The sequence below is a fragment of the Methanosarcina sp. DH2 genome (genome assembly GCF_020804225.1).
In the GTDB taxonomy this organism is placed as follows: Archaea; Halobacteriota; Methanosarcinia; order Methanosarcinales; family Methanosarcinaceae; genus Methanosarcina.
In genome coordinates this window covers 82,867-108,266 of the sequence record NZ_WJBI01000014.1, presented here as the reverse complement: position 1 = coordinate 108,266, position 25,400 = coordinate 82,867, and the positions used below count along the sequence as shown (strand labels likewise).

Annotated in this window: 37 protein-coding genes and 3 tRNA genes; 32 read left to right on the top strand and 8 right to left on the bottom strand. The window is 44.2% G+C overall.

Going from position 1 to position 25,400, the window contains the following annotated elements:
* The first annotated feature begins 2 nt into the window (after positions 1 to 2).
* The 16 genes from FXV91_RS14390 to FXV91_RS14315 all read left to right on the top strand — a co-directional run bounded on the left by FXV91_RS14390 (position 3) and on the right by FXV91_RS14315 (position 8,762).
* Positions 3 to 332 carry a 30S ribosomal protein S17 gene (locus FXV91_RS14390; RefSeq protein ID WP_229391376.1) on the top strand — a complete coding sequence of 110 codons (330 nt, stop codon included), beginning with the start codon at positions 3 to 5 and terminating at the stop codon, positions 330 to 332.
* On the top strand, positions 329 to 727 hold the full coding sequence (rpl14p, locus tag FXV91_RS14385) for a 50S ribosomal protein L14 (RefSeq protein ID WP_229391375.1): 399 nt from the start codon (positions 329 to 331) through the stop codon (positions 725 to 727). Before FXV91_RS14390 ends, rpl14p begins: the two co-directional genes overlap by 4 nt.
* A gap of 10 nt (positions 728 to 737) precedes the next feature.
* Positions 738 to 1,088, top strand: coding sequence for a 50S ribosomal protein L24 (gene rplX / locus FXV91_RS14380; RefSeq protein WP_229391374.1), 351 nt, complete (start codon positions 738 to 740; stop codon positions 1,086 to 1,088).
* Positions 1,089 to 1,101: 13 nt separating this feature from the next.
* Positions 1,102 to 1,809, top strand: coding sequence for a 30S ribosomal protein S4e (locus FXV91_RS14375; protein WP_229391373.1), 708 nt, complete (start codon positions 1,102 to 1,104; stop codon positions 1,807 to 1,809).
* A gap of 4 nt (positions 1,810 to 1,813) precedes the next feature.
* Positions 1,814 to 2,311: a 50S ribosomal protein L5 gene (locus FXV91_RS14370; RefSeq protein WP_229391442.1), complete on the top strand. Its 498-nt coding sequence runs from the start codon at positions 1,814 to 1,816 to the stop codon at positions 2,309 to 2,311.
* A complete protein-coding gene (locus tag FXV91_RS14365; protein ID WP_048127632.1) occupies positions 2,312 to 2,464 on the top strand; it encodes a 30S ribosomal protein S14 in 153 nt (50 codons plus the stop codon).
* A 10-nt stretch (positions 2,465 to 2,474) separates the two neighbouring features.
* Positions 2,475 to 2,867, top strand: coding sequence for a 30S ribosomal protein S8 (locus FXV91_RS14360; RefSeq protein WP_229391372.1), 393 nt, complete (start codon positions 2,475 to 2,477; stop codon positions 2,865 to 2,867).
* 14 nt (positions 2,868 to 2,881) lie between these two features.
* Positions 2,882 to 3,412, top strand: a complete 531-nt coding sequence (locus FXV91_RS14355; RefSeq protein ID WP_229391371.1) for a 50S ribosomal protein L6 — start codon at positions 2,882 to 2,884, stop codon at positions 3,410 to 3,412.
* Between the two features lie 11 nt (positions 3,413 to 3,423).
* Complete coding sequence (locus FXV91_RS14350; RefSeq protein ID WP_229391441.1) at positions 3,424 to 3,864, top strand: 50S ribosomal protein L32e; 441 nt, start codon at positions 3,424 to 3,426, stop codon at positions 3,862 to 3,864.
* A 1-nt stretch (position 3,865) separates the two neighbouring features.
* The gene (locus FXV91_RS14345; protein ID WP_229391370.1) at positions 3,866 to 4,321 is read left to right on the top strand and encodes a 50S ribosomal protein L19e; all 456 of its coding nucleotides are present in this window, start codon (positions 3,866 to 3,868) and stop codon (positions 4,319 to 4,321) included.
* A gap of 16 nt (positions 4,322 to 4,337) precedes the next feature.
* Positions 4,338 to 4,862: a 50S ribosomal protein L18 gene (locus FXV91_RS14340; RefSeq protein ID WP_229391369.1), complete on the top strand. Its 525-nt coding sequence runs from the start codon at positions 4,338 to 4,340 to the stop codon at positions 4,860 to 4,862.
* Positions 4,863 to 4,871: 9 nt separating this feature from the next.
* Complete coding sequence (locus FXV91_RS14335) at positions 4,872 to 5,501, top strand: 30S ribosomal protein S5 (RefSeq protein WP_229391368.1); 630 nt, start codon at positions 4,872 to 4,874, stop codon at positions 5,499 to 5,501.
* A 1-nt stretch (position 5,502) separates the two neighbouring features.
* Entirely contained in the window at positions 5,503 to 5,964 is a 462-nt protein-coding gene (locus FXV91_RS14330) for a 50S ribosomal protein L30 (protein WP_229391367.1), read from the top strand.
* A 10-nt stretch (positions 5,965 to 5,974) separates the two neighbouring features.
* The gene (locus FXV91_RS14325; protein WP_229391366.1) at positions 5,975 to 6,397 is read left to right on the top strand and encodes an uL15 family ribosomal protein; all 423 of its coding nucleotides are present in this window, start codon (positions 5,975 to 5,977) and stop codon (positions 6,395 to 6,397) included.
* Between the two features lie 140 nt (positions 6,398 to 6,537).
* Entirely contained in the window at positions 6,538 to 8,013 is a 1,476-nt protein-coding gene (gene secY, locus FXV91_RS14320; protein ID WP_229391365.1) for a preprotein translocase subunit SecY, read from the top strand.
* A gap of 101 nt (positions 8,014 to 8,114) precedes the next feature.
* On the top strand, positions 8,115 to 8,762 hold the full coding sequence (locus tag FXV91_RS14315) for an adenylate kinase (RefSeq protein WP_229391364.1): 648 nt from the start codon (positions 8,115 to 8,117) through the stop codon (positions 8,760 to 8,762).
* On the opposite strand, the gene FXV91_RS14310 is transcribed toward FXV91_RS14315, so the two are convergent.
* Positions 8,734 to 8,901 carry a hypothetical protein gene (locus FXV91_RS14310; protein ID WP_229391363.1) on the bottom strand — a complete coding sequence of 56 codons (168 nt, stop codon included), beginning with the start codon at positions 8,899 to 8,901 and terminating at the stop codon, positions 8,734 to 8,736. The genes FXV91_RS14315 and FXV91_RS14310 overlap by 29 nt on opposite strands.
* A gap of 586 nt (positions 8,902 to 9,487) precedes the next feature.
* Between FXV91_RS14310 and FXV91_RS14305 the strand changes: the two genes are divergently transcribed.
* The 3 genes from FXV91_RS14305 (at position 9,488) to FXV91_RS14295 (ending at position 12,377) form a co-directional block, all read left to right on the top strand.
* Positions 9,488 to 10,738 (top strand): IS701 family transposase, encoded by a 1,251-nt coding sequence (locus FXV91_RS14305; RefSeq protein ID WP_255680620.1) that lies wholly within the window; start codon positions 9,488 to 9,490, stop codon positions 10,736 to 10,738.
* Between the two features lie 500 nt (positions 10,739 to 11,238).
* Positions 11,239 to 11,772, top strand: a complete 534-nt coding sequence (purE, locus tag FXV91_RS14300; protein ID WP_229391362.1) for a 5-(carboxyamino)imidazole ribonucleotide mutase — start codon at positions 11,239 to 11,241, stop codon at positions 11,770 to 11,772.
* Between the two features lie 326 nt (positions 11,773 to 12,098).
* A complete protein-coding gene (locus FXV91_RS14295) occupies positions 12,099 to 12,377 on the top strand; it encodes a winged helix-turn-helix domain-containing protein (RefSeq protein WP_229391361.1) in 279 nt (92 codons plus the stop codon).
* Here the strand turns inward: FXV91_RS14295 and FXV91_RS14290 are convergent.
* On the bottom strand, positions 12,325 to 12,552 hold the full coding sequence (locus tag FXV91_RS14290) for a hypothetical protein (RefSeq protein ID WP_229391360.1): 228 nt from the start codon (positions 12,550 to 12,552) through the stop codon (positions 12,325 to 12,327). The genes FXV91_RS14295 and FXV91_RS14290 overlap by 53 nt on opposite strands.
* Positions 12,536 to 13,081: a carbonate dehydratase gene (locus FXV91_RS14285; protein WP_229391359.1), complete on the bottom strand. Its 546-nt coding sequence runs from the start codon at positions 13,079 to 13,081 to the stop codon at positions 12,536 to 12,538. The genes FXV91_RS14290 and FXV91_RS14285 overlap by 17 nt, the downstream gene beginning before the upstream one ends.
* Before the next feature lie 845 nt (positions 13,082 to 13,926).
* Here FXV91_RS14285 and FXV91_RS14280 point away from each other — a divergent pair.
* From FXV91_RS14280 to FXV91_RS14220, 13 genes are all read left to right on the top strand, one after another.
* Positions 13,927 to 14,547 carry a DUF106 domain-containing protein gene (locus tag FXV91_RS14280; protein ID WP_229391358.1) on the top strand — a complete coding sequence of 207 codons (621 nt, stop codon included), beginning with the start codon at positions 13,927 to 13,929 and terminating at the stop codon, positions 14,545 to 14,547.
* Positions 14,547 to 15,089, top strand: coding sequence for a (d)CMP kinase (gene cmk / locus FXV91_RS14275; protein ID WP_229391357.1), 543 nt, complete (start codon positions 14,547 to 14,549; stop codon positions 15,087 to 15,089). Before FXV91_RS14280 ends, cmk begins: the two co-directional genes overlap by 1 nt.
* Positions 15,090 to 15,545: 456 nt before the next feature.
* Positions 15,546 to 16,562, top strand: a complete 1,017-nt coding sequence (locus FXV91_RS14270; RefSeq protein ID WP_229391356.1) for an RNA-guided pseudouridylation complex pseudouridine synthase subunit Cbf5 — start codon at positions 15,546 to 15,548, stop codon at positions 16,560 to 16,562.
* A gap of 90 nt (positions 16,563 to 16,652) precedes the next feature.
* A tRNA-Ser gene (locus FXV91_RS14265) sits at positions 16,653 to 16,735 on the top strand.
* A gap of 71 nt (positions 16,736 to 16,806) precedes the next feature.
* Entirely contained in the window at positions 16,807 to 17,295 is a 489-nt protein-coding gene (locus FXV91_RS14260; protein WP_229391355.1) for a GNAT family N-acetyltransferase, read from the top strand.
* Positions 17,296 to 17,714: 419 nt separating this feature from the next.
* Positions 17,715 to 18,203 (top strand): 30S ribosomal protein S13, encoded by a 489-nt coding sequence (locus FXV91_RS14255; RefSeq protein WP_229391354.1) that lies wholly within the window; start codon positions 17,715 to 17,717, stop codon positions 18,201 to 18,203.
* 23 nt (positions 18,204 to 18,226) lie between these two features.
* Positions 18,227 to 18,883 carry a 30S ribosomal protein S4 gene (locus tag FXV91_RS14250; protein ID WP_229391353.1) on the top strand — a complete coding sequence of 219 codons (657 nt, stop codon included), beginning with the start codon at positions 18,227 to 18,229 and terminating at the stop codon, positions 18,881 to 18,883.
* A gap of 2 nt (positions 18,884 to 18,885) precedes the next feature.
* Positions 18,886 to 19,266 (top strand): 30S ribosomal protein S11, encoded by a 381-nt coding sequence (locus FXV91_RS14245; RefSeq protein ID WP_011034088.1) that lies wholly within the window; start codon positions 18,886 to 18,888, stop codon positions 19,264 to 19,266.
* A 72-nt stretch (positions 19,267 to 19,338) separates the two neighbouring features.
* A complete protein-coding gene (locus FXV91_RS14240) occupies positions 19,339 to 20,139 on the top strand; it encodes a DNA-directed RNA polymerase subunit D (RefSeq protein WP_229391352.1) in 801 nt (266 codons plus the stop codon).
* 249 nt (positions 20,140 to 20,388) lie between these two features.
* Positions 20,389 to 20,476, top strand: a tRNA-Leu gene (locus tag FXV91_RS14235).
* 115 nt (positions 20,477 to 20,591) lie between these two features.
* Positions 20,592 to 20,676 (top strand) — tRNA-Leu (locus tag FXV91_RS14230).
* A 1,160-nt stretch (positions 20,677 to 21,836) separates the two neighbouring features.
* Positions 21,837 to 22,154, top strand: a complete 318-nt coding sequence (locus tag FXV91_RS14225) for a hypothetical protein (RefSeq protein ID WP_229391351.1) — start codon at positions 21,837 to 21,839, stop codon at positions 22,152 to 22,154.
* A gap of 55 nt (positions 22,155 to 22,209) precedes the next feature.
* Positions 22,210 to 22,410: a DUF4926 domain-containing protein gene (locus FXV91_RS14220; RefSeq protein WP_229391350.1), complete on the top strand. Its 201-nt coding sequence runs from the start codon at positions 22,210 to 22,212 to the stop codon at positions 22,408 to 22,410.
* Positions 22,411 to 23,071: 661 nt separating this feature from the next.
* Here the strand turns inward: FXV91_RS14220 and FXV91_RS14215 are convergent.
* The 5 genes from FXV91_RS14215 to FXV91_RS14200 form a co-directional block, all read right to left on the bottom strand.
* Entirely contained in the window at positions 23,072 to 23,419 is a 348-nt protein-coding gene (locus tag FXV91_RS14215; protein WP_229391349.1) for a DUF5683 domain-containing protein, read from the bottom strand.
* Positions 23,420 to 23,644: 225 nt separating this feature from the next.
* Positions 23,645 to 23,980 (bottom strand): GyrI-like domain-containing protein, encoded by a 336-nt coding sequence (locus FXV91_RS19905; RefSeq protein WP_255680617.1) that lies wholly within the window; start codon positions 23,978 to 23,980, stop codon positions 23,645 to 23,647.
* Positions 23,981 to 23,982: 2 nt separating this feature from the next.
* Positions 23,983 to 24,282, bottom strand: a complete 300-nt coding sequence (locus FXV91_RS19900) for a GyrI-like domain-containing protein (RefSeq protein WP_255680615.1) — start codon at positions 24,280 to 24,282, stop codon at positions 23,983 to 23,985.
* A 49-nt stretch (positions 24,283 to 24,331) separates the two neighbouring features.
* Positions 24,332 to 24,877, bottom strand: a complete 546-nt coding sequence (locus FXV91_RS14205; protein WP_229391348.1) for a gamma carbonic anhydrase family protein — start codon at positions 24,875 to 24,877, stop codon at positions 24,332 to 24,334.
* Between the two features lie 138 nt (positions 24,878 to 25,015).
* The gene (locus FXV91_RS14200) at positions 25,016 to 25,198 is read right to left on the bottom strand and encodes a hypothetical protein (RefSeq protein WP_229391347.1); all 183 of its coding nucleotides are present in this window, start codon (positions 25,196 to 25,198) and stop codon (positions 25,016 to 25,018) included.
* Positions 25,199 to 25,400 lie beyond the last annotated feature (202 nt).

Below are 25,400 nucleotides of genomic sequence, written 5' to 3'. Positions count from 1 at the left end.
TCATGGCAAGAGATATTGGATTAAATATACCGGCGCCATCAGAGGAATGCGACGATTCATACTGTCCTTTCCACGGAACACTTCCGGTAAGAGGTCAGCTCCTTGTGGGTACCGTGGTCAGCAGCAAAATGGACAATACGGTAGTCATTGAAAGGCAATACATGAAAATGGTGTCGAAATATCAAAGATATGAAAAGAGACGCTCGAAGATTCATGCACATAATCCGGCATGTATCTCCGCAAAAGTCGGTGACATTGTCACGATTGCGGAGTGCAGGCCTATAAGCAAAACCAAATCCTACGTTGTCGTCAAAGCAGAGGTGCCTAAATGAAAGGCATACGCTCAAGCATTCCGCGAGCACTCAATGCAGGTGCCAAGATCGCCTGCGTGGACAACACAGGGGCTAAAGTGGTTGAGATTATCTCTGTCAAGAAGTACAGAGGTGTCAAAAACAGAATGCCCTGCGCAGGAATTGGGGATATGTGTGTAGTGTCCGTAAAGAAAGGCACACCCGAAATGAGGAAACAGGTTCTCCTTGCAGTCGTGGTTCGCCAGAAGCAGGAGTTCCGCCGTCCGGATGGACTGCATGTCTCATTTGAAGATAATGCAATGGTAATTACGGACGAAGACGGAATCCCCAAAGGCACGGACATAAAAGGCCCTGTTGCCAGGGAAGTGGCTGAAAGGTTCCCGAAAATCGGAACTACAGCATCCATTATTGTCTGAGGCGATTGCAATGGTATCCAAACAGCCCAGAAAACAAAGAAAGGCAAGATACACTGCACCTCTCCACATCAGGCAGAAATATATGGGTGCAAGGCTCAGTGAGGCACTGTCCAAGCAGTACGGCACAAGAAGTGCTGCAGTTATCACTGGCGACACAGTAAAGGTCATGCGCGGAGACTTCAAGGGCACTGAAGGAAAAGTCCAGTCCGTATCCCTTATGGACGGCACGATTGCAGTGGACGGAGTCATCTCCACAAAAGTGGACGGCACCGAAGTCCCAAGGCCCGTTAACCCCTCCAATGTCATGATCACAAAACTGGAAACGAAGGACGGGCGCAGAGCGTCAAGCATTAAGAAGTGAGGCAGGTGATTTTGTGACACACCAGAAAAGATTATCAGTTCCGAAGAGCTGGAAGGTCGGGAGAAAAGGTAACAAGTGGATCTCCACTACCCGCCCGGGGCCTCACAGCCAGGCACGCAGTCTTCCGCTCGGAATCATAATCCGGGACGTTCTCAAGCTTGTTGATAACAGCAGGGAAGGTAAAAGGATCCTCTCCGAAGGAAAAGTCCTTGTTGACGGAATTCCCAGGAAAGATCTCAGGTTCCCGGTAGGACTCTTTGATGTAATTACACTCCCTCTCGTAAATGAAGCATACAGGATGCTCCAGGATGATAAGGGACGTTTGACCCTCCACAAGCTTAACGAAACTAACGTAAACAAGCTGTGCAGGATCGACAACAAGACAACCATCAAAGGAGGAAAAGTACAGCTTAACCTCAATGATGGAACCAACATCATTGGCTCTAACGAGTATGGGACAAAGGACTCCCTGATTCTTTCCATTCCTGACAAGCAGGTAGTAAAACACCTGAAGTTTGAAGTCGGCAACCTTGCAATGATTATAGGTGGCCAGCACTCTGGAGAAACCGGAAAGATTATGGATATCAAGGAAGTTAAGAGTTCAAGACACAACACAGTAATGATTTCCGGGGAAACCGATTTCGAAACAATCGAAGACTACGTAATCGTTATTGGCAAGGACAAACCCGAAATCCGGCTTGGTGGTGAGCTAAGTGAGTAATCCTATGCGCACACCTGTTGTCGAAAAGGTAATTGTTCACATGGGTGTTGGAGAAAGTGGCCAGCACCTGGTAAACGCCGAAGAAATCCTCCGGACTATCACAGGGCAGGGAGTCATAAGGTGCTTTGCAAAAAGGACTCTCCCTGCTTTCGCGATCAAAAAGAATGAACCCATAGGCTGTAAGGTAACCCTCAGGGGCCAGAAAGCCCAGGAGTTCCTTGAGACCTCTCTCGGGATCATCGAAAAGACCCTGAGCAGGTCACAGTTCGATTCCCTCGGAAACGTCTCTTTCGGAATTGAAGAACACACCGACTTTCCGGGTATGAGATATGACCCTAATATCGGGGTTTTCGGAATGGACGTAACTGTTGTACTCAAGCGCCCGGGAGAAAGGATCTGCAAGAGGAGAATTGCAACCAGAAAGATCCCTGCTGACCACAGGGTTACGGTGGACGATGCGATCACCTTCCTTAACGAAAGTTACGGCGTGGAGGTCATGTAAATGACAGATACAATAAACAAGTCCGGAAGAGGAGTAAACGAATGCAAACGGTGTGGAAGAAAACAGGGGCTTGTCCGCAAATACGACATCTACCTCTGCAGGCACTGTTTCAGGGAGATTGCCCACGAGATGGGCTTTGAGAAATACTCGTAAGGTGATTTAAATGGTATTACTTGATCCTCTTGCAAACGCCCTTTCCACAATCAAAAATGCGGAAGCCATTGGAAAGAGCTCCTGTATTGTCAGGCCTGCTTCTAAGAATATCGGCAACGTCCTGAAGGTTATGCAGGATCTTGGCTACATTGGAGATTTCGAGTTTATCGACGATGGAAAAGCCGGAATCTACAGCGTTACCCTTGTGGGAAGAATCAATAAGTGCGGTGCAATCAAGCCGCGGTACTCCGTAGGAACTGGCAGCTTTGAACGCTGGGAAAAGCAGTTTCTGCCAGCAAAGAACTTTGGTGCCCTTATAGTAACCACTTCAAGCGGGGTCATGTCTCAGTACGAGGCCCGCGATAAGAAGATTGGTGGGCAGCTTCTTGCTTATGTGTACTGAGGAGGGAACAGGAAATGGTTAAGGAAATTGCAAGAAAAATAGAGATTCCTGAAGGAGTTTCCGTCTCTCTCTCTCAGGATGTCCTTACAGCCAGGGGCCCTAAGGGAACTGTCGAAAGAACGTTCTGGTACCCCGGAATCAAGATAGAATTAAGGGAAGGCGAAGTACTCGTGGATGCCGAATCCTCAAGGAAAGAGCAGAAAGCCATGGTAGGAACCTTTGCTTCCCATATCAAGAACCTGATCATAGGCGTAAGTGAAGGCTTTGAGTGCAAGATGTCCATTGTGTACGCTCACTTCCCCATGCAGGTAAAAGTTGAAGGCAAAACCCTGTTTATCGGGAACTTCCTTGGAGAAAAGAAGCCAAGAATTGCAAAAATCCTTGGCGAGACAAAGGTTAAGGTAAGCGGAAACGAGGTCACCGTCACCGGAATCAACAAGGAAGATGTCGGGCAGACTGCCGCAAACATAGAACAGAAGACCAAGATTAAGAGGTTCGATCCGAGGATCTTCCAGGATGGAATCTACATAGTGCAGAAAGCCTGAAGGTGGTTATGATGGCAGAAGAATTCAAAGAAGTTGAAAGTACCTCAGTTTCCGCCCTTGATATGGATCCTGAATCCAAACGATTATTCAATGTGAGAAAGGTCCAGAAGGGGAAGAAACCCCATTTCAAGAGAACCTGCAGCCACAAGTTCAAAAGGCTTGACACCAACTGGAGGCGCCCGAGAGGTTCTCAGGGTAAACAGCGCAGAAAGTATGTTGCAAAAGGTGCTCTTGCCCAGGTAGGATACGGAAGCCCTGCTGCAGTCAAAGGCCTGCACCCTTCGGGTTATTCTGATGTTCTGATTTCCAGCATTGCGGAGCTTGAGCTTGTTGACCCGTCTTTCGAGGCTATCAGAATAGCAAGGACAATAGGTGCACAAAAGAAAGCCCTCATTCTTGCAAAAGCTGAAGAATCAGGGATTAAAGTACTGAACCCTGGAAGGAGTGAATAAAATGTCAGACCTGTTGAACCAGAGGAAGCTGGCTTCCAAAGTTCTTGAGTGCGGGCTTGACAGGGTATGGCTTAACCCCGAAGCATCCGAAGAAATTGCCTCCGCAATCACAAGAGAAGATATCCGCGGGCTCATTGAGAAAGGCACCATTAAGGCAAAGCCTGTAAAAGGAGTCAGCAGAGGCAGAGCCAGAGCTCTTGCTGCCAAGCGTAAATACGGGCACTGCAAGGGGCATGGTTCCAGAAAGGGTAAGAAAGGAGCCCGTACTCCCAAGAAGGAACAGTGGATCAAAAAGATCCGGGCTCTTAGAAACAGACTCAAGGAGCTGCGTGCAGACGGAGCACTTGACAAGTCAGTGTACTGCAGACTCTACAGAAAGGCAAAAGGCGGAGAATACAGAAGCGTTTCCCACCTTAACTCTCATCTTGAGTCCGAAAAAATGTTAAAGAAAGAATAACCTGGAGGAGCTGAAGATGGCAACAGGACCAAGATATAAGGTTCCTTTTAGAAGAAGAAGAGAAGGACGCACCAATTACCACCTCCGCCTTAAATTACTACTCTCAAGGCAGGACCGTGTGGTTGTCAGAAAGAGTGCAAGAAACGTTCAGATCCAGTTAATAGCTCCAACCCTTGAAGGGGACATAACTTATTCATCAGCCGTTTCGAGTGAACTTGCAAAGTACGGTTACACAGGAGCTACCGGAAACACAACGGCTGCATATCTTACAGGGCTCTTATTCGGGCTGAAAAGTTTGCAGAAAGGATATGAAGGAGGCATCATGGATATAGGACTCCAGGCTTCCTCCGCAGGTTCAAGAGTCTATGCCGCCCTTAAAGGGATTGTAGATTCTGGCTTTGAAATCCCCTGCAGCCCGGAAGTGTTCCCATCGGACGAGAGGATCCGCGGAGAGCACATAGCCGAATACAGAGAAGAGAGCTCAGACCTGCCAGAGCAGTTTGAAGCAACCAAAGAGAAAATCTTTGCTGAGTTTAGTTAAGGTGATTAAATGGCATTCGATCAAGATTGGGTTCCGAAAACCAGGCTTGGAAAATTAGTTGTTGAAGGACAGGTTGCTTCCATGGATGAAGCAATCAGGTCAGGCCTGCCTATCAGGGAACCCCAGATAATTGATATGCTGCTTCCTGACCTGGAAGATGAGGTGCTCGATATCAACATGGTCCAGAGGATGACTGACTCCGGACGCCGTGTAAAGTTCAGAGCAACCGTAATCGTAGGAAACAGAAACGGCTATGTAGGGCTCGGACAGGCAAAGGACGTTCAGGTCGGGCCTGCAATCCGCAAGGCAATCGACGCTGCAAAACTCAACATTGCCTATATCCGCAGAGGCTGCGGTTCCTGGGAATGTGCCTGCGGGCTGCAGCATACCGTACCTTACGAGGTTACAGGGAAGGCAGGCAGTGTAAGTGTAACCCTCATTCCTGCCCCAAGGGGACTCGGAATTGCCGCAGGGAGCACTGCAACCAAGGTGCTCGAAAAAGCTGGCATTAAAGACGTGTGGACCAAGACTTTCGGAACCACCAGGTCAACCCTCAACTTTGCAAAGGCTACCTACGATGCCCTTAACCAGGTCAACGTTATAAGGCTGCCTCTGTACTACGGTAAGGAGGAAGTCTGAGATGTATGCAGTTGTGAGACTGAGAGGTCAGGTCAACGTGCGCTATACCATTGAGGACACCATGAAGATGCTTCGCCTGCACAGAGTTAACCATTGTGTGTTTGTGCCGGAAAATCCTCACTACAAGGGTATGGTTCATAAGGTAAAGGACTACGTTGCATACGGAAAGATTGATGCAGGTATCCTTGCAGAAGTCCTCGAAAACCGCGGAAGGCTTGAAGGCGACAACCGCCTTACGGAAGAATACATCCGTGAAAACACGGACTATGATTCCATACAGGCCTTTGCCGAAGCTGTTGTAGAGGGTAAAGCCTCCCTTAAGGATGTCCCCAAACTGAAGCCTGTTTTCAGGCTTCACCCGCCCAGAAAAGGGCATGCCGGGATTAAAAGGACAGTCCAGCAGGGTGGCGTACTCGGAAACCACGATGAAAATATCAACGTGCTTCTGCACAAGATGAGATAAGGTGGTTTAAATGGATATTAAAAAGTTCAGAGGGTCCAGGACCTGCGGAGGCGGGACCCATAAAAACAGGCGTGGAGCCGGAAACCGCGGAGGCCGTGGGAAAGCCGGTGGCTGTAAACACCACTTCGTAAGAGCTATGATGCGTGGGTACAGCTACGGGAAGCACGGTTTCAAGCGCCCTGCTGAAGTGTCCAGGGACGTTTCCATAGTAAATGTTGGTGAGCTCGACGAACTCGCTTCCTATCTTGTTGAAGAAGGGTTTGCTGAAGTTAAGGACGGGGCATACCACATTAACCTTGAAAATCTCGGAATCGAGAAGGTGCTTGGAAGCGGACGTGTCACGAAGAACCTTGTGATCACTTCAGAGGAGTTTTCCGCCTCTGCCCGCGAAAAAATTGAAAACGCTGGTGGAAGCTGCATCGATGCCGAATAAGTGGTGTCATTCTGACACTACTTATTTCATTCTTTTAGTACCTTTTTATATTAGATGTGATATATACCATTATCTTAAGGTAAAACATAATCTAATATTTAAATCAGTATAAATAAAGTATATTTTGAATGGTGTAATCGATGACTCTCAGGGATACCTTAGAACCGTTTTTTAACAAGTTACCCGCAGTAGCAAGTCCGGAAAAACACGTCCACTTTAAGGATAAACTCTGGTGGACTCTGGGAGTTCTGGTGTTGTACTTTGCTCTTGCAAATGTACCGCTCTTCGGGATGTCTCAGGATTCTGTTGACCTTTTTGAATCTTACCGTGCCTTCTTTGCCGGGGCTTCGGGATCTTTAGTCCTTCTTGGTATAGGGCCAATTGTCACGGCTTCTATTGTCCTGCAGCTTCTTGTTGGGGCAGACATTATCAAAATGGACCTTTCGAACCCCAAAGATCAGGCATTCTTTCAGGGAGCCCAGAAGTTCCTTGTTTTTGTCATGATCATTCTGGAGGCTCTACCGCAGCTTCTTGGTGGATATATCCAGCCGGATCCGGGGCTTGCTTCTGCTCTTGGTGTGGGCCTGGGAGTGATCACTTTACTGCTTCTTGTCCAGATCTTTATCGGAGGCACGCTGATCCTTTTCATGGATGAAGTGGTTTCCAAATGGGGTATCGGGTCAGGAGTCGGGCTTTTCATAGTTGCGGGAATTTCCCAGCAGATCGTTACAGGGATATTTAACTGGCAACTCGAGAACGGGCTTCCTGTTGGACTCATTCCCAAATGGATCTACATCGCCCAGAATACCGGTGCAGACTTCCTTTTATCCGGTGAAGGCCTGATGTTCCTGCTGATCAGAGGAGGAATTCTGGCTCTCCTGAGCACGGTTATTATCTTCCTGCTCGTAGTATATGTGGAAAGTACGAGAATCGAGATCCCTCTCGCCCACAGTGCGGTTAGAGGAGCAAGGGGCCGTTTCCCTGTCAAGCTCATATATGCATCAGTCCTGCCAATGATCCTTGTCAGGGCTCTTCAGGCTAACATCCAGATGGTCGGGATCATCCTTTCGGGCCGTGGAATTACATTCCTCGGAGAATTCAGCGGCTCAACGCCACTGAACGGAATTATGTATTACCTGGCTCCCATAAACAGCCCTTATGACTGGATTCCATCCCTTGTGCGGGAGTCCTTTGCAGCTTATGGGGCAGCGGCTCCGGCTACCTGGCAGATAGTGCTTCACGTCTTTGCAGATGCTGTGATGCTTATCGGAGGCGGGATTATTTTCGCCCTCTTCTGGATAGAAACCACAGGCATGGGAGCAAAGCCCACAGCTCAGAAGATATTCAATTCAGGAATGCAGATCCCTGGTTTCAGGCGAAACATCGGTAGTATTGAAAAAGTTATGCAGCGCTATATTCCAAAGGTAACTGTAATAGGTGGAGCTTTCATTGGGGTTCTTACCCTGGTTGCAAGCCTGCTCGGTACTATTGGATCTGCCGGAGGTACAGGGCTGCTGCTGACTGTAAGCATTGTGTACCGTCTGTACGAGGATATCGCTTCCGAGCAGATGATGGAGATGCACCCGATGATCCGTTCCTTCTTCGGGGAGCAGTAAGGCCGGAAACCTCTGATTGCAGAGATAACTGGAAAAGATAGATCAGAAAAGATCGGAAAGGAAAACAATCAAATAAAAGGACACAAAAAGGGGATCTTCGAATGAACATAATACTCTTCGGGCCCCCGGGTGCCGGCAAAGGTACCCAGGCCAAAAAACTGGTTGATTTCTATGGAATTCCGCAGATTTCCACAGGGGATATCCTGCGGGCAAATGTTAGAGAAGGAACAGAACTGGGACTTGCAGCCAAGTCATATATGGACAAGGGAGAACTTGTCCCTGATCAGGTGCTTATCGGCATAATTAAAAATCGCCTGAAAGAGGATGACTGCAAAAAAGGCTTCATTCTTGACGGATACCCAAGGACTGTCCCCCAGGCTGATGCCCTCGAAGCAATCCTTGACGAAATTGACAAACCCATCGATATCGTCCTCAACCTCGAGGTGCCTGACGAAGTTCTTGTAGGAAGAATAAGCGGTCGCCTTATGTGCAAATGCGGGGCAAGCTACCACACTATCTCCAATCCGCCAAAGAAAGACAACATCTGTGATATCTGCGGCGGCGAGGTCTTCCAGCGCGTTGACGATACTGCAGATGCTGTCCAGAACCGCCTGGATGTCTACAAAAAGCAGACCCAGCCGCTTATCAACTACTATAAAGAAAAAGGCATCCTTGTCACCCTTGACGGCACAAAGGATATAGAAGTGGTTTTTGAGGATATTAAGGCAATTCTGGCAAAGTTTGCCTGAATTCTCTTTTTTTCTTTATTTTGTTTTCACTTTTCTTTACTTTCTCTATTTTTCTGTATCCTGTTTTTGTTATTTTTCTGTTTTTTTGATTGCCTGCTAAACGGTTGATTTTCCAGATTGAAATTTTTAAGAGCGGCAATTGTTTTGGTTTTTAATCTGTTTTATGCGGGCGGGCTAAAAAGAGGTGCAGAGCGGTAGAGTATAATCAGGCAATACTAATCGCGTCTCGCATGAGTTTTGCTTCCTGAGTTTCGCTTCGGGATCACAGGAAATCGGAGATTTTCGGGAAGTTGCACTGCAAGTGCAACAGCAGGAGGTCCTTTTCGCCAAGCTCAAGAGAACTAACACAGGTATCTCTGATCCGTACAACTATATTCCCTTTACAGGACCGTTTTCGTCACGCTCGACGAAGGAGGGCGGTCTTTCTCAAAAAAAAGATAGAACGAACTGATAACAAAATTTAGAGAAAACTATTTTTGAATACTGTTTTGTTCTTTTTATCTGAATCATTAAAGGCGCTAAGTCATGGAGCTTTTTTCAGTGGTTTTTATCTTGACTTTGTCACATTTCCTTTTCGTGTCTACCATGAAGTATAATTTTTCCCATATAAATTTGAGATGGTGAAACAAATAACAAGAGACTTTATCAAGTCAAACACTATCTCTGTAGAAAAATACATTTCTGAAACGAATCTTGAATTCTATTTTCAAACTAAAACTCGTTGTATGGTTTCAACCTGTATTGATTACCTTAATGGTTTGATGCTTCTTCCATATAGGAAAAATATGAGAAAAATGGCAATTTATTGCTGTAAACGCTCTAACAACCAATCACTAAGCCATTTCCTCTCAACTTCTCCTTGGCGTTCTGCAGATCTCCTCAAATCTGTTCGAACAAAAGCCATTCAAACTATAGGTAAAAATGGTGTTCTTATACTTGACGAATCAAGCATAAAAAAATCTGGAAATAGTTCTGTTGGAGTTTCTCATCAGTACTGTGGCAACCTTGGAAAAAAAGACAATTGCCAGGTTGGTGTCTTCCTTGCTTATTTTAAGAAAAAGAAGAGAATGTTGATTGATGGGAGGTTATATCTCCCCCAAAAATGGATTGATGACAAGGCACGTTGCTTAAAGGCTAAAATTCCTCATGATGAGCTAAAATTCCGAACCAAGCATGAGCTTGGACTTGAAATGATTGATAATGCAATACAAGAAGGTATTCCTTTTTCATATGTCACAATGGACGGATTCTACGGTGAAAACCCGGAGTTACTGACAGAACTTGAAAATAGAGGCTTAACTTTTGTTGCAGACATAGCTATCGATACTCTTGTTTATGTAGAGAAACCAGTAGCTGAGGTACCTGTGAAAAAGGGAATAAGAGGAAGAAAACCCACTATCCTTAAGGTTTTGAATACATTATCAGCAAGAGTTGATTCTCTTTCCAGTTCAATTGAGGGATGGAAACTTATCAAAGTTAGAAAAACGGAAAGAGGGTACAAAAAAGTCTGTTTTAAGGCTATAAAAGTTTGGAGACGTCAGAATAAATTACCTTGTGAGAAGCCATTATGGCTTCTCATAAGTAAAGATTCAGAAACAAGTGAAATTAAATATTCACTATGTAATGCCTCTGAAGATACTCCATTAGACGAACTTGCAAAAATGCAGAGTTCAAGGTATTGGATTGAGAGAGCATTTCAGGATGCAAAAGGAAACTGTGGAATGGCAGAATATATGGTGAGAAATTGGAATGCATGGCATCATCATATGGCCTTGGTAATGCTTGCGATGCTTATTTTAATCTCCTATCAGAAAAAATTCAACAAAATGTATAAGATTTCAATTCCTGGGGTCATATGGATACTGAAATACCATAATCCTTTGAAAAGAATCGATGCTTGGGAAATTGCAAGAATATTAAATCAAGATAATGAACTGAGAAGGAAGGCAAGAATTAGCAGGTTAAGAGGTTCATAATAAATTTCGGATCAGAATAAATGGATTCTTGCTCTGGTTACTGGTAAGTATGCAATTTTGACAGGAATAATTCGTGACAGTGAAAATAATGGAAGCGTTGATTAAGACGAAAATATAAGAAACAAAAATAGTAAGGTAAAAATTCTCAAAATGGTGTAAATTTGGGTAGAAATAAATTGTGATACCTACAAAAATGAGTTAATTTGACAATGTCAAGTTACCTATTGTTTTTCTTTTTCTTTATATTTGATCTTCTTTTTCCTTAGTCTTTCTTTCGAAGAGCCGTTAGATAAGCTGGCGAGGGAATTTTAGGATTTCAGAATTGGAACATCGCTCCGAAGTAAAGAGAGTTAACTCTCTGGATGGTAGTCCGGCTATGCAGCTGTGTGATTCAGGGGATTTTTTCTTTTTTATTTCTAGTGAATCTTCGGGAGGTAAAAATTTAAATAATTTATCATATATTATCATACATTCTCATATCTATGAATACGGAGTAATCCATGACTGACGTCGTAATAATACTTGGCAGCAAATCGGACAAAGAAATCGCAAGAAAAGCAACCGAAATCTTTGATCGGTTTGGCATTGAATATACAATTACAGTTGCATCTGCTCACAGGACTCCGGCAAGGCTTGCCGAAATAATCGAAAGTGCTCATAAAAACAATGTTAAAGCCTTTATTGCTATTGCCGGGCTCTCTGCTCATCTGCCCGGAGTTGTGGCTTCGAGCACCATAAAACCTGTTATCGGGGTTCCTGTTAACTCAGCCCTTGATGGGATCGATGCCCTCCTGTCGATTGCACAGATGCCTACCGGGATCCCGGTTGCCTGCGTGGGAATCGGAAGAGGGGACAACGCCGCAATTCTGGCTGTCCAGCTGATGGCAGTGGAAAATATGGAGCTTGCAGAAAAGCTTACAAATCATAGGAAAGAACTTATTGAGATGATTGAAAAAGATGCAGAAAGTTTGCTGGACGAGCTTGTCACGGCCCGCAGAGCAGCAAGCAATAATTTGTTGCAGAGGTTGAATTAATAAGTTGAACTAAGTCCGGGCTGCTTTTTGTTTTCTTTCAGCAGCCCTTGGAGTTTTATTTTTCCAGCCTCTAACTTTTCCAACTCTTCAACTTTTGAACCTGGGGCCAACTCTTTCAGGTTGGGTGTAATCCATATATTACTTCCTCTCTTTGACTGCCATCTGCCTCTCTTTGACTGCCGTTCTCTGGAATCTCTTCAAATTTGGCTTCTTTAAGCGCTTGAATGGGCGTACCAGAAATTTCTTACACGACAGAGTGATTAAATTTTAAATATTATGCGACTGCTTATCTCAGTAGGAAGCTTTTACTGGAGAACCTGCTTAACATGACTGAAAACTCAATAGATGAACTGATGAAATGGGTCATCAGCGTTGACCGTCGCCTAATACTTATGGAGTCTATGAAAAAGCATACTGCAGTGAGGGCTTCGGATATTGCCCATGAAGCAAGCAGGTCTACGCAAAATATCAGCCGCGCTTTAAAAGAGCTTGAAGATAGGGGTTTAATCGAATGCCTGACTCCTGAGAAAACGACCTGGAAAAAATACATGCTTACGGATAAAGGAAAAGAGGTTCTGGAAAAGCTGGAGGGAAAATACCTTTAATTTCGGTCAGAGTTTTTCGATCGGAATCACTTTTTCCTTTCTCCATGATATTTCCGAATATCTCTGGATATTTTTGAATATCTGTGAATATCTCTAGATATTTTAGGATCTCTCTGGTTATTTTTGAATATTTCCGGACAGGTAAAGCATCTTTACCTTCAACCCTCTTCTCCAAGCCTTATATATCCTTCAACAAGGTCAATATTGGCTCTGACCACTGATTTTTTAAACTCGGTAAGGTCTTTTGTGATCTCTTCAAGAGCATCAGCACAATTCTGGCTGGTGATCACGGTACCATCAGGTACCATCCTGCCTGAGGAAATATTTACTCCACGGACAATGGATTTGTGGAGGACAAGTGTATCTTTCCCGATATTGCAGTCAAATACAACTGCTCCAAACCCTATGAAACAGCCTTCTTCGATCCTGCACGGGCCGTGTACAATGCAGCCGTGAGCAAGCGAAGTATTCTTGCCGATCAGAACTTCTGAGTGTGAGAGGGAATGGACAACAACATTGTCCTGCACGTTGCAGCCTCTGTGAACTGTTATGGATGACCCTGGCTCGTCTGCCCTGAGGACTGCATTGGGCCCTACGAATACGTCATCTGCAATGCTTACATTTCCGATTATTACTGCAGTTTCGGATATCCATGCCTTTTTGCTGACTCTCGGGTGCTGTTTATGGGGGTTTGGAAGATTCATTTTTAACCTCTTTCATGCCTGCAGGTACTTTACCGGACCTTCTTTCGAAGTTTCTATCCCGAACCTGGCTCTCTCTTTTCAGGCTTCGAAGCTTTTTTATGATAATTTATGAGAAATTATTTAAAACTATGTTTTGATTCAGCACTTTCAAAAAAGATGCTTCAACACTTTTCCTCAACGACTCGTTCACACCGGACAAGCGAAAACAATAAATTGCTTACCTTTGAGGTATGGGTCCTGCCGGAAGTGATCTCTAAGAGCCTCTCCGTTTATTCTTCTCCATCCCAGTGAACCAAAACTTTAAAGTAAGCCTCTTAATTTTCGGAAATATGATTCCTCGAAATCTTTACAGCCACCGAAACTGCCAAAAAGGATCGTGCTAACGAAGTGCAATCCGGCTGGAAAATGATATCTTTGCTTCATTCTCTGCCAGTTGCTTTCCGATGGAAAACCAGCAGGAACTTTTGATAAATTGATGGCTATAATTATATTTTATCAGGGCAGGCAAATTATTACGAAGGATTCGAATTTAGACGGATTTCGGGGATTGAAGTTATTGAGTATTGAGATAGACTTCTTCCATACTGCATCTTTCTGTTTCCAGATTGAAAAATGCCGCTATCAAACTTCGAGTGAATAGTAGAACTTATATATACATCGAAACTTATTATCCTGAAAACCCTGTGTAAACAATTTTAATACGGCTCTCCTTAGAGTTTGTTTATTTGTGCTTTATGTTTTATCAGGCTTCATTCTCTCTGATTCATTCTTCGTTTGAAGGAATCATAAGATCATATCCAAAATTTCAGAATTATATTTATTGAACCTTAAATGGTGAGGACAACTTGGTTTCAGAGGTATTAAAAAAGCAAATAGACCGGTTCCTGCTGGCTTTCGGTTTTTCCCTTATGTTCGGGATAATGATCCTTGGACAGGACTTCAGGCAGGCAGTAGGTGAAGCAGTAGGCGTTTTAATGGACCCTGTGCTCATGCTGGTCGGACAGAACAACTTCCACCTGGTCCTTTTAGTTATGGCTGCCATCACTGCCCTATACGCATCTCTTATCCAGAAGTACACTATTGACTGGGATCTCATGAGAAATACTCAGGAGCGCATGAAGGTTTTTCAGAAGGAGTTCCGGGAGGCACAGCTTTCCCAGAATACCTATATGCTGAAAAAGCTTGAAGACCAGCGTAAGGAGATGATGGAAGACCAGATGAAGATGTCCAAGCAGCAGTTTAAGCCCATGGCTTATATCAGTATCATCTCCCTTCCTCTCTTCATGTGGGCTTATTATTACATTAGCGGGCACGGAGCTGCAACCATGGTCTTTCCCTTCTGGGGCGAGCAGCTGCTTACTTCGAAAGCTTTTGGTCCCTTCCAGCACTGGATCTACTGGTACTTTATCTCCTCTCTCGGGGTCAGCCAGCTTATCAGGAAGGCACTTAATATCGGTGGGGTCTAATGCAGATCACAGTGAGCGGGCTCCCCGGAAGCGGGACAACAACCCTCTCAAGGCTCCTGGCCGAATATTATGAGCTTGAGCTGGTCTCTTCGGGTGAAATCTTCAGAAAGATGGCGAAGGAGAGAGGAATGAGCCTGGCTGAATTCGGAGCCCTGGCTGAAAGGAATCCCTCTATTGACCTTGACATCGATAAGAACCAGAAATCCATTATCCATACCCAGGACAATATCATTCTCGAAAGCCGGCTTGCAGGCCATATGGCTCAAGGGGTACCGCATGTGCTTAAAATCTGGATTAAAGCCCCATTGCTGACAAGGGTCAGGCGTATCCAGAGGCGCGAAAAATCAATCTCCTTTGATGGAGAACTGGAAAAAACGGTTGAAAGGGAAAAGTCAGAAGCCCTCCGTTATAAGAACTATTACGGGATTGATATTACAGATTTATCAATTTACGATATTGTTATCGATTCTGAAAAATGGAACCAGTACCAGACTCTTGATATCCTCAGGGTCGCTATTGACTCTCTTATCGGGCCTGAGTGATTCTCGTCAGCCCGCCGATTTCTCCAGGGGATTTTCCGAGCAGGGCTTTAAATCAGCGCAGGGTTTTATTTGCCGTGCCCTGATATGATGTATCTATACCAATTTATGATTCTTGCCGGATATTTGCTCGATTCATGTGCTGTTAACTCTCTGCAACCGTTACGACACATTCCCTGCAGTGATTACTTGAACAGGGCGTAATTATCTTTGCTGGAAATTATTTACCGGAAGTTGTTTACTGAAAATTGTTTACTGTAAATTATTTACTGTAAATTATTTACTTTAAATTGCCTGACTTTTCTGAGACTTCAGGTTTATTACAGGTATTTTTGATTTATTTGAATACTTTAAATATGATTGTTTCAGATCTAAAGAAATTCAGATCTAAAGAGTATTTATATCTGTACGCATTACCCATTTGAATCAATAAACATAACCCAGGAGTTTTGAAAAACCATGTCATCCGCCGGCAAACTGCCTGCCGAAGTTGAAAGAACCCTTGTCCGGAAGTCCGGCGCCTGGACAAATCCATCGTACGGCTGTCCTCCGGAAAAGCGCCCCATTCTTGAATATATCGAAAAAGGAGTGGTGAATGTTGACAAGCCTAGCGGACCTACAAGCCACGAAGTTGCAGCCTGGGTAAAAGCTATACTTGGCGTGAATACGGCAGGGCATGCTGGCTCTCTTGATCCCAAGGTCACAGGGCTTCTGCCCACGCTGCTGGGAAAAGCTACAAAAGCCGTACCTGCTCTGCGCCTTTCGGGAAAAGAGTATATCTGCCATCTGAAGCTTCACAGGGCTATGCCTCCGAAGATGGTCCGCCAGATATGCGAGGAGTTTACAGGTCCTATCTACCAGATGCCTCCTATCAAATCAGCTGTTAAACGTGTCATAAGGGTAAGGACAATCTATTATATTGAGGTGCTTGAAATTGAGGGCACGTCCGTTCTTATCCGCGTTGGGTGTGAGGCAGGAACTTATATCAGGAAACTCTGTCATGACATCGGGCTTGCTCTGGGCTGCGGCGGGCATATGCAGGGGCTTCGCAGGACTAAAGCAGGGCCGTTTACGGAAAGAACCCTTGTCACTCTTCATGAACTTAAAGACGCATATGTGTTCTGGAAGGAAGAGGGAGATGAGTCCGAACTGAGAAGGGTGATAAGACCAATGGAATCGGCTGTATCCCACCTCCCCAAAATTATCCTCAGGGACAGTGCAGTAGATGCAGTTTGTTCGGGCGCTTCCCTGGCAGTCCCTGGCATTACAAGCCTGGACGCCAATCTGACTAAAGGGGAACTTACAGGTCTCTTTACCTTAAAAGGTGAGCTTGTGGCTCTTGCAAAGTCTGAAATGAACACCCAGGAGATCCTCAAGGCTTCTGCAGGTATTGCAGCCTCTCCTATTCGGGTACTTATGGAAGCAGGAACTTATCCAAAAGGTTGGACTAAAAAAGAGGAGAGTGTTCAGCTCTAACCTTTACAATTCTTCCTTCTTTATGCATTCCTAGAATAAGATTTATATATCACTATTCCGTTATGGTATAAGTCGTGCCATAAGTTCTGTGCCGAGGTAGTCTAGTGGTAGGGCGCAAGCCTGGAAAGCTTGTGGGGCTTAGCCCCTCGGGAGTTCGAATCTCCCCCTCGGCGTCAGTTTTTTCTTTAATCTGTTGACTTTGTCCAAATTCTGTTTTTTAAATGTGAAATAGCTTTAAACTGAGATGCTTGTAATTTCGGAGCTAGCAATGGTGAATAGTGATTCTCCTGCGGATATTTCACATACCTCAAGTATTACTTTTAGTAACTCTTTGAAAGCAGTGGACTGGGAAGAAGCTTCTGTACTATTTAAGCGAGCCCCGCTTGGTAAGCAAAAACGTGATCCTGAACAACTGAGGAGGGCATTCGAGGCAAGTTATGCAGCTGTAATTGTCTGTGATTCTGACAGACTAATCGGTATGTGTCGTGCTCTCTGCGATGGTGAATATCAGGCAGCCATTTATGATATGGTAGTATTGCCCGAGTATCAGGGAAAAGGTATTGGAAAAGGAATGCTTGACAGGTTATGCGATAAATTGCCCGTTGAGAATATAATATTGTATTCTGTTCCCGGGCGGGAAGGATTTTACATGAAGTGCGGGTTTAAAAAAATGCGTACTGCAATGGCCAGGTTAAATAAGTTTATGTCTGATCCGGACACTGGTTACTTTTAATCGCCAGAAAAAGCGATTTTCAAGAGGATAAATTATATCTTTTCGCGGGTATGCGTACACAAAAAGGAAAAAAGGTTAAACTACAGCTGCCTTCTTAAATTGTGATAATCAATTTCCCCTCTGAAACATAGTTTTTTCTCCTAAGTTCACAATAGAGAAATCATATCATGACAATTTTAGCTTAATTTTAATTACATATCCTTTTTCTTCACATTTTCTCCTTATTCAAAAATCTCCAGTTAACATCTATCAGTCCTTCCGAACATTCACTTTCAGCGGGGGGCGAGCGCAGATATCCTTATATACTGGCAGCTGCATGTAAAAGAACTCATCAGTATATGCTGTAAAGAAGCTCCTTTTGAGAGCTGCTCCTGAGTTTTTCGTGTATTCTTTCAGGGTATTCGATCAGGGGCTACAGGATGCTGTATGCACTCCAATGGAGGAAATACATGGCAGAAGAAAACAATAAAGAAGAACTAAGGCATCTTGTTCGGATTATGAATACCGACCTGCAGGGGGCAAAGCCCGTACAGTATGCTCTTACAGGTCTTCCCGGAATCGGGAGGCGTACTGCAATACTTATTGCAAAGAGCGCAGGCGTTAACCCTGCTGCTACACTTGGATACCTTCCGGATGAGGAAGTAGCCAAACTCGACACTACAATCGGAAGATTTGAGGATATCGTCCCTACCTGGATGCTTAACAGGCAAAAAGACCTGGTCACCGGACAGGACAAGCACCTGCTCGGAACGGATATCGTACTGACTTTCAGGGAAGACATTAACAACCTGAAGAAGGTTCGTGCCTACAGAGGTCTCAGGCATGAGAGAGGCCTTAAGGTCAGAGGACAGAGGACAAAATCCACAGGCCGCCGCGGATCAACTGTTGGTGTGAGCAGGAAGAAGTAATTTTTCGGTTAAGGTGATTTGAAATGGCATATCCAGGTAAAAAAAGTAAAAGTTACGAGACTCCCAAGCATCCCTGGCAGGAAGCCAGGATGGCAGCTGAAGTCCAGCTCGTGAAGGCATACGGCCTCAGAAACAAAAGGGAAGTCTGGAAAGCAGCAAGTATGCTCAGGATGTACAGGTCCGAAGCCAGAAAACTTCTTGCACGCGTCGCTGGTGGGCAGGAAGCAGAGCTTGAAGGACACTACAGGACCCAGTCCGAAGAAATTCTTTCCAAGCTTATCCGTTACGGCATTATAAAATCTGACGCCAATATTGACGATATTCTCTCTTTAAAGACTGAAAATATCCTTGAAAGGAGGCTCCAGACCCAGGTTCTCCGTCTCGGGCTTGCCAGGACCGTTATCCAGGCACGCCAGTTCATCACTCACGGCCACATTGCAATAAACGGAAGAAAGGCTACAATTCCGGGAATGCTGGTCTCAAAGGATGATGAGATGCATATCGGGTATTACGGGAACTCCCCTCTTATTAGTGAAGCTCACCCTGAAAGGCCTGTCCAGGTCGCATCTTTCCTTGCAGACAGTGCAACAACCCTTAAGGCTGCTGCCGAGGCAAAGCAGGCAAGAGAAAAGCCCCCTGAGAGAGGCGGCGGCAGGAAGAAGAGAGGCGGGAGGAGATAAACATGGCAGATATGAAATGGGCTGTAGCTCACATTAAGTCCTCATTTAACAACACAATTATCACAGTAACTGATATCACCGGGGCTGAAACCATTGCAAAGTCCTCTGGTGGTATGGTCGTAAAGGCTGCAAGGGACGAAAGTTCTCCTTACACTGCCATGCAGATGGCAGGCCAGCTTGCTGACCAGCTCAGGGACAAGGGCATCAACGGCATTCACATCCGGGTAAGAGCTCCTGGAGGAAACAAGCAGAGAAGCCCCGGACCCGGTGCACAGGCTGCAATCAGGGCTTTTGCGAGAGCAGGAATCCGCATTGGCAGGATCGAAGATGTTACTCCTGTCCCGCACGACGGCACCCGTCCGAAAGGCGGAAGGCGTGTATAAAGAGAATTATTCAGAGAATTCTTCAAAATTCTCTTTTTTTAATGTATTCAAAATTAAGGGGAATTAAGGTATATGACGATGGAAGTAGACATTCTGGAGTTATCGGATAGATCCGCAAAGTTTGTGCTGTCAAAGGCAACCACGGCTTTTGCTAACGGCATCCGGCGTGCCATGATCGCCGATGTACCCACTCTTGCAATTGAGTATGTAAACCTTTATGACAACACCTCCGTGCTCTATGATGAACAGCTGGCTCTCCGTCTCTCCTTAATCCCGCTTGTAACGGATATAGAGACGTATATGCCTCAGGCTGAGTGCGAAATCTGCGGAGGAGAAGGCTGCCCTGCCTGCGAGGTCTCCCTGACCCTCAGTGCAGAAGGACCCGGGATTGTTCATTCACGGGACCTCATCTCTTCTGACCCTAAAATCCAGCCAGCAGATCCTAATGTACCGATTGTTGAGCTGAAGAAAGGACAGAAGCTTGTACTCGAGGCTATCGCCCATATGGGTTACGGCAGAGACAGCGTAAAATGGCAGGCAGGCGTTGCTTGCGGCTACAAAAACGTGCCTATTATAACCATTGAAAACTGCGATGCCTGCGGGCACTGTGCAGCAGAGTGTCCTAAGAGCATTATCAGGGTTGAAGAGGCCGGAGCAAGGGTTGCTGAGGATGACGTCATAAGGTGTTCCCTCTGCAGGCTCTGTGAGCAGGTATGCGACATTAACGCTATAAAAGTGGACTTCTACGAAAACGCTTTTGTTTTTACCATGGAGTCCGATGGTTCATATACAGCTAAAGATCTTGTTCTTAACGCCACAAACGTGGTTAAGGGCAAAGCCGAAGGTCTTCTGGCAATTCTGAACCAGCTCTGAACCCAGCTTCATCTGTGGTTCAAACCAATTTTTCCGGAGCCAAAAATTTATTCCTTTCTGGCCCCGGAAAGCTCTCTGTCCGGGGAGTTTCCTCTACCCGCACACCTTGGGAATTACTCCGTTTACTGCGGGTTATTCTATCAATTATTACCAGCGTTCCTCATGACTCGAAACGTTTATATATTATCCATGATATTGTGAGGAAGTGCAAGGCGCAAGGCGCGCCGGAATTTAAAAGGAAAACAGGATGCGAGGGTTGCCCAGCCAGGTCAAAGGCGCTAGGTTGAGGGCCTAGTCTTGTAGGAGTTCGTGGGTTCGAATCCCATCCCTCGCACCAGATTTCTTAACATTGAATTAATATTGGTACTTTAAATTCAATATGTTTTTATGTAAAATTTTATAATAAGTCCTTAAAACCAATTCATTTATTACATCGAAAATTACATCGAAATGCGAGGGTTGCCCAGCCAGGTCAAAGGCGCTAGGTTGAGGGCCTAGTCTTGTAGGAGTTCGTGGGTTCGAATCCCATCCCTCGCACTAAATTCTAATATATTAGCTTCAAATTTAATGCTTTTTTACAGAAATACTTTTTTCAGAATAAATTTATAATAAAGTTTATACTAAGATCTTAATGTCTATTCATTTGCTATCTCGAGATGGGCTTCACAAGCCAAGTCAAAACGCCAGGTTGATGGCCTATTCTCTTAGGAGTTCCTGGGTTCAAATTCCATCCCCTGTATAATTACGGCTTAGTCCGGTTTTTTATTTTGTTCCCGGCAATGATGAACTCGTTGAGAATAAGAGAAGCAGCGCATTGGCGAGTCGCTATTTCTTGCATATTTTTTCATAATTTATTCTTTCATAATATCAGATCGTCTCAAGGGTTCGACGGGCGACGCATGGATCCAGGTTTGTAATAACTTTGTCCATGTCCAATACCTCGGAGAAATATCAAGACCCGATTCTGTTTGCCTTCTCAAGCGATTCTACCAGGAATGAAGATTTTACAATGTTCAGCCAACTAGCCTCTTTCAAAAGCTCAAAAGGTGAAGCTGAGTATGTATCAGCTTATGATGCGATCCTGAAACTTTGGCCAGTACCTTTTGAAGAAAATGATGTAATGACCGGATTCGGAACTACCCATGTCATCACGAGCGGATCGAAAGGGTCGCACCACTGCTTGTGCTGCATGCTACTGTCACAGGCTCCACGATGTGGTTCCCAAACATCGGCGCTTTAAGCAGCGCCTATCGCGTTTATGCTGTCGATATCATTGGTGAACCGGGAAAAAGCCGACAGTCCCGGTTACTCAAAGATAGGGAGGATTGTGCTAACTGGCTGGAACTGGTAGAAAGAGTAAATCAGTTTAATGAAATTCCATGAAGAGATTCTTCCCGGACAAAGACTATCAACCCGAATAATAGTCCAATATCTTCATTAAATACCTTGTTTTTTATTATTACCTTCCTGAATTTACCCCTATCTTTTTGTAATATTCGTTCGGATATTTTTTGAAAAACCTTACGTCATTAATACGACAAAGTTGAGTACCTGGTTTCGTAGGAATTCGTGCGTTCGAACCGCACCCTCATACTCTCTTTTTATAAACTATTGTTAAAACTTTCTTCTTGATCCTGGATCTATTGGAACACTTTTAATCTACCCTTTACGGAGTTTTTTATTGCTTATAATCCCCTTTGATTATTTTTATAATCAAGGTTATTAAGGAAACATCTGAAGGTATCGAAAGTTACCTTTCCGACCACCTCGGCAGCACTTCCCTGATGGTTGGTGAGAATGTTCTTGAGGTCGAATGCACCGATTACTTCCCATACGGCCAGTTCAGGTCAGGCGGTCTGGAGAAATACAGTTTCACAGGTCAGGAAAATGATGATGATACAGGGATAATATACTACGGTGCAGGATGTACTACTGTCGCTGATGTACTACGGTGCAAGGTATTTTCGCCCTGGGTACAGGATTTTTGTCCAGCCCTGCACCATATCCCTATATAAGTGGAACCTGATAGTTCAATACCAACAACTTTGTGGGTTAAGGGGGGTGATTAACGTGAAGTTTTCAGAAATGGATGTTGTAAGAGTAAAGAAGGACATTCCTGAGGAATGTATTAAAAAAGGAGATGTCGGTTCCATAGTGGTTGCATTTCGTGAGCCAGATGAAACCTATGAAGTTGAATTTGTGAATAAAAATAATAATTCTAAACAGCTGGTGCTTTTGCCGGATGAAATCGAAAAAGTAGAAGAAGTGTAAATAAGCATCAAGCAGGGAAATAACAGCTGTGCCATAATTTCCGCTTATCGATACGCTAATACCATTCCTGCTCCTGTTGTTTATGTTACAAACAACTTCTACTGTGGCACAAATGAAAACCTGCCGACAATAAGATTTAATTATTTTTCAACAATGTCAATTAGTTGAGTGAGACTCGATATTTCAGCTCTCATTCACATTCCGGTGGCTATTTTTGAGGATCTGCAAGCCATGATTTTTCATATAATATGATAGCTCCTGTAAAGATAATCTCCATTGATGGAAAATTATTTATAATATAAAATAGGAAATAGGTTACCTTATTCCTATAATAGAAGATAAATGTAAGCTTTATTTAAGAAACTTCAATTGCTATAACTTTAAAACGGAGGTCTAAAATGGAATACGAACTTGAAGAAGTCGAACGAGATTACATAGAATTCAGAAAAGAGATCGGTGAAGAGTAATAAACAATGATGAAATATCAAATAATGAAGAATAATGAAGATAAAATATTTAAGGACCCGGTCAGAGTCCGTTAGTATATTGCTGACCAGATCTGAAAAAACAGGTATATTGGCCATGTTTCATCATCAAATAGAAAAAGAGAAGCTGATTTCGAACCTGTCAAATATGGGTATTATAAAATATGCGTATCAGATCACGCAGAAATCCCATTTCTTCTCTTTTCAATTCCACTATTCTGCTTTTTAACCATCTTATATGCATCTGATATTGCAAATATCCATGTAGCGAAGAATGAGAAAAACCCGATAATGAGAGCTATCAAACAGAGGCTGACTACCAGTGCGGCGAACAGTGCAAATCCTCTATACAGGTCTCCTGCATAGACCTGACCGAGCCCTGGAATTATTAGAGATAATAATGCTGCAATAGCCGGGTTTTTTCTTTTGTGCCTGGTTTCTTCCACTCCGTATCCGGGAGTTATATCAGCTACCGAGTGAACATTTGCGGTTGTATCGGACTGTTCGGAATGCGTTTTTTCCATCGTTTTTACTCCCTTTAGATAATCATGTCCTTTAACAGGTTTGTTTCTGAATCCTGCTCACTGACTTACTTCCCGGAATCCTTTTTGAGTTCTTTCGAATGCAGTTTAAACCGTAAAAAGTTAGCTTCCATAGTCAGTTTCTACAGAATGGATAAGTTTTTACTTATTATTTTTCAATTTAAGGATGCTTCAAGTGTCTGCCGCTTTTAAAGTATCTGGACATTATTATTTCTTTTTCTTCTGTTTTATGGGCTGCCTTATAATGGTTTTAAGCTTTTCCGGTTTTGTCCTGCATACATCGCTCAGGTATATTTCGTGGTGCTTTTCACCGGGCATGATCCCGTCAAATTCGTAGCCATTCGCTTCAATGAAACCGTGTAGTCTCTTTATTATTGGTTCTTCTTCGGAGTACGGGCCAAGGTGCATTATCTGGGCTGATAAGCCTTCATGCAGGCTTTCAAACCTTATCCTGGAAAGTGCAGGAAGATTTTTCTTTTTCTCCACTTCTTCTATGGCTTTTTCCATCATATTTTTCGTGATAAAGTCGGGCTGCCTTATCATTGCTATCCATTTCCAGTTGCTTTTATCCTAATGCTGAAGTCCTCCGTATTTTCAACCCACCAGAGCCCTTCAAGAGGCATTACCACATAGTCCTGAGATGTCTCTTTTGCAGAAATGAACTTTATCTTAAATGACGCTGAAAATAATGCTTCTATTGCTTCCTGATATTCCTTTGATGTATTAGGGTCTCCCTTCCCGTCTATCATTAGATAATTCATTTCAGGAATATCTAAAATTGAAACTTCTTTTGCAGATGGGTTGTAAAGTTCCTTATTTTCTTTTTTAAAGTCTATTTTTGGCATTTCTCTTCCCCTTTTTAATCCTGCTATTTCTTCTCTGGTTTCCTCCTGTTCAGGTCTTTGAGTTTGATGCTGCGAAGGCGTATTTCTTCATCTCTTCTCTATACTCTTTTGCCATCTCTACGTACTCCTCAGCATTTTCTTTTATGGCTTCAACCTCTGCCTCATTTGTTTCCCTTCTTACCGTGCCTGGGACTCCGATAATGAGGCTGTTAGCCGGAAACTTCTTCCCCTGAGGTACAAGCGCATTTGCTCCGACAATTGAGTTTTCCCCTATCTCTGCTCCGTTCAGCACAGTCGAATTCATGCCGATAAGCACATTATTCTCTATTCTGCACCCGTGCAGCACAGCCCCATGCCCTACTGACACATTATTGCCGACCTGAACTCCGTTTTCAGGGTCTGCATGAATCACCACGCCGTCCTGGATGCTTGTCGTGTTTCCAATCTTTATTTTGTTCTGATCTCCCCGGAGCACGGCATTAAACCATATGCTTGAAAAACTCCCTACCTCAACATCTCCGATTAAGTTTGCAGAATCCGCAACAAAAGCCGTTTCAGCAATCTTCGGGCTCTTCCCTTTAAAATGTATTATCATCTTTATCACTCTACTTTTCCAGGTTTTATTTTTTCTCTTTATCTACTCTCTTTCTCGCCTGGCATTATTTATATCGTTTCTCGATTTTAGCTCCATGCATGGAATCTTCTTTCTACAGCCTTAAAAATAGTTCTCACTTCAGATCGCATAATTATAAACGAGGTATGTAATGACCGCTATCGCCAAAAGCGCCTCGCCCGAATTGCGCCCCGGGAGTCCGCGTCCTCTTCGCCCCGAATTGCGCCTCGCCCGAATTGCGCCTCGCCCGAATTGCGCCTCGCCCGAATTGCGCCTCGGAGTACGCGGTCCTTTTCGCTTCACTTCGTTTCGCTCAAGAGGACTAATTTATAAGTTTTAGTAGTGAACTTTGCTCGGACGACTTATTCAAATATTTATGATCAGTACAACCTTATTCACCATACCGGGTTGTTTCTGTCACGTTCGACAAAGGAGAGTGGCTTTCCTAAAAATATAATAAAGAAGAGAAAAAGAAGAGATAGAGGACATAAAAAAAGAGAAAAGC

Coding starts and splice junctions, on each gene's coding strand:
- FXV91_RS14390 (WP_229391376.1), top strand. CDS start 3: ATGGCAAGAGATATTGGATTAAATATACCGGCGCCATCAGAGGAATGC.
- rpl14p (WP_229391375.1), top strand. CDS start 329: ATGAAAGGCATACGCTCAAGCATTCCGCGAGCACTCAATGCAGGTGCC.
- rplX (WP_229391374.1), top strand. CDS start 738: ATGGTATCCAAACAGCCCAGAAAACAAAGAAAGGCAAGATACACTGCA.
- FXV91_RS14370 (WP_229391442.1), top strand. CDS start 1,814: ATGCGCACACCTGTTGTCGAAAAGGTAATTGTTCACATGGGTGTTGGA.
- FXV91_RS14365 (WP_048127632.1), top strand. CDS start 2,312: ATGACAGATACAATAAACAAGTCCGGAAGAGGAGTAAACGAATGCAAA.
- FXV91_RS14360 (WP_229391372.1), top strand. CDS start 2,475: ATGGTATTACTTGATCCTCTTGCAAACGCCCTTTCCACAATCAAAAAT.
- FXV91_RS14355 (WP_229391371.1), top strand. CDS start 2,882: ATGGTTAAGGAAATTGCAAGAAAAATAGAGATTCCTGAAGGAGTTTCC.
- FXV91_RS14350 (WP_229391441.1), top strand. CDS start 3,424: ATGGCAGAAGAATTCAAAGAAGTTGAAAGTACCTCAGTTTCCGCCCTT.
- FXV91_RS14345 (WP_229391370.1), top strand. CDS start 3,866: ATGTCAGACCTGTTGAACCAGAGGAAGCTGGCTTCCAAAGTTCTTGAG.
- FXV91_RS14340 (WP_229391369.1), top strand. CDS start 4,338: ATGGCAACAGGACCAAGATATAAGGTTCCTTTTAGAAGAAGAAGAGAA.
- FXV91_RS14335 (WP_229391368.1), top strand. CDS start 4,872: ATGGCATTCGATCAAGATTGGGTTCCGAAAACCAGGCTTGGAAAATTA.
- FXV91_RS14330 (WP_229391367.1), top strand. CDS start 5,503: ATGTATGCAGTTGTGAGACTGAGAGGTCAGGTCAACGTGCGCTATACC.
- FXV91_RS14325 (WP_229391366.1), top strand. CDS start 5,975: ATGGATATTAAAAAGTTCAGAGGGTCCAGGACCTGCGGAGGCGGGACC.
- secY (WP_229391365.1), top strand. CDS start 6,538: ATGACTCTCAGGGATACCTTAGAACCGTTTTTTAACAAGTTACCCGCA.
- FXV91_RS14315 (WP_229391364.1), top strand. CDS start 8,115: ATGAACATAATACTCTTCGGGCCCCCGGGTGCCGGCAAAGGTACCCAG.
- FXV91_RS14305 (WP_255680620.1), top strand. CDS start 9,488: ATGGTTTCAACCTGTATTGATTACCTTAATGGTTTGATGCTTCTTCCA.
- purE (WP_229391362.1), top strand. CDS start 11,239: ATGACTGACGTCGTAATAATACTTGGCAGCAAATCGGACAAAGAAATC.
- FXV91_RS14295 (WP_229391361.1), top strand. CDS start 12,099: ATGACTGAAAACTCAATAGATGAACTGATGAAATGGGTCATCAGCGTT.
- FXV91_RS14285 (WP_229391359.1), bottom strand. CDS start 13,081: ATGAATCTTCCAAACCCCCATAAACAGCACCCGAGAGTCAGCAAAAAG.
- cmk (WP_229391357.1), top strand. CDS start 14,547: ATGCAGATCACAGTGAGCGGGCTCCCCGGAAGCGGGACAACAACCCTC.
- FXV91_RS14270 (WP_229391356.1), top strand. CDS start 15,546: ATGTCATCCGCCGGCAAACTGCCTGCCGAAGTTGAAAGAACCCTTGTC.
- FXV91_RS14260 (WP_229391355.1), top strand. CDS start 16,807: ATGCTTGTAATTTCGGAGCTAGCAATGGTGAATAGTGATTCTCCTGCG.
- FXV91_RS14255 (WP_229391354.1), top strand. CDS start 17,715: ATGCTGTATGCACTCCAATGGAGGAAATACATGGCAGAAGAAAACAAT.
- FXV91_RS14250 (WP_229391353.1), top strand. CDS start 18,227: ATGGCATATCCAGGTAAAAAAAGTAAAAGTTACGAGACTCCCAAGCAT.
- FXV91_RS14245 (WP_011034088.1), top strand. CDS start 18,886: ATGGCAGATATGAAATGGGCTGTAGCTCACATTAAGTCCTCATTTAAC.
- FXV91_RS14240 (WP_229391352.1), top strand. CDS start 19,339: ATGACGATGGAAGTAGACATTCTGGAGTTATCGGATAGATCCGCAAAG.
- FXV91_RS14215 (WP_229391349.1), bottom strand. CDS start 23,419: ATGGAAAAAACGCATTCCGAACAGTCCGATACAACCGCAAATGTTCAC.
- FXV91_RS19905 (WP_255680617.1), bottom strand. CDS start 23,980: ATGATAAGGCAGCCCGACTTTATCACGAAAAATATGATGGAAAAAGCC.
- FXV91_RS19900 (WP_255680615.1), bottom strand. CDS start 24,282: ATGCCAAAAATAGACTTTAAAAAAGAAAATAAGGAACTTTACAACCCA.
- FXV91_RS14205 (WP_229391348.1), bottom strand. CDS start 24,877: ATGATAATACATTTTAAAGGGAAGAGCCCGAAGATTGCTGAAACGGCT.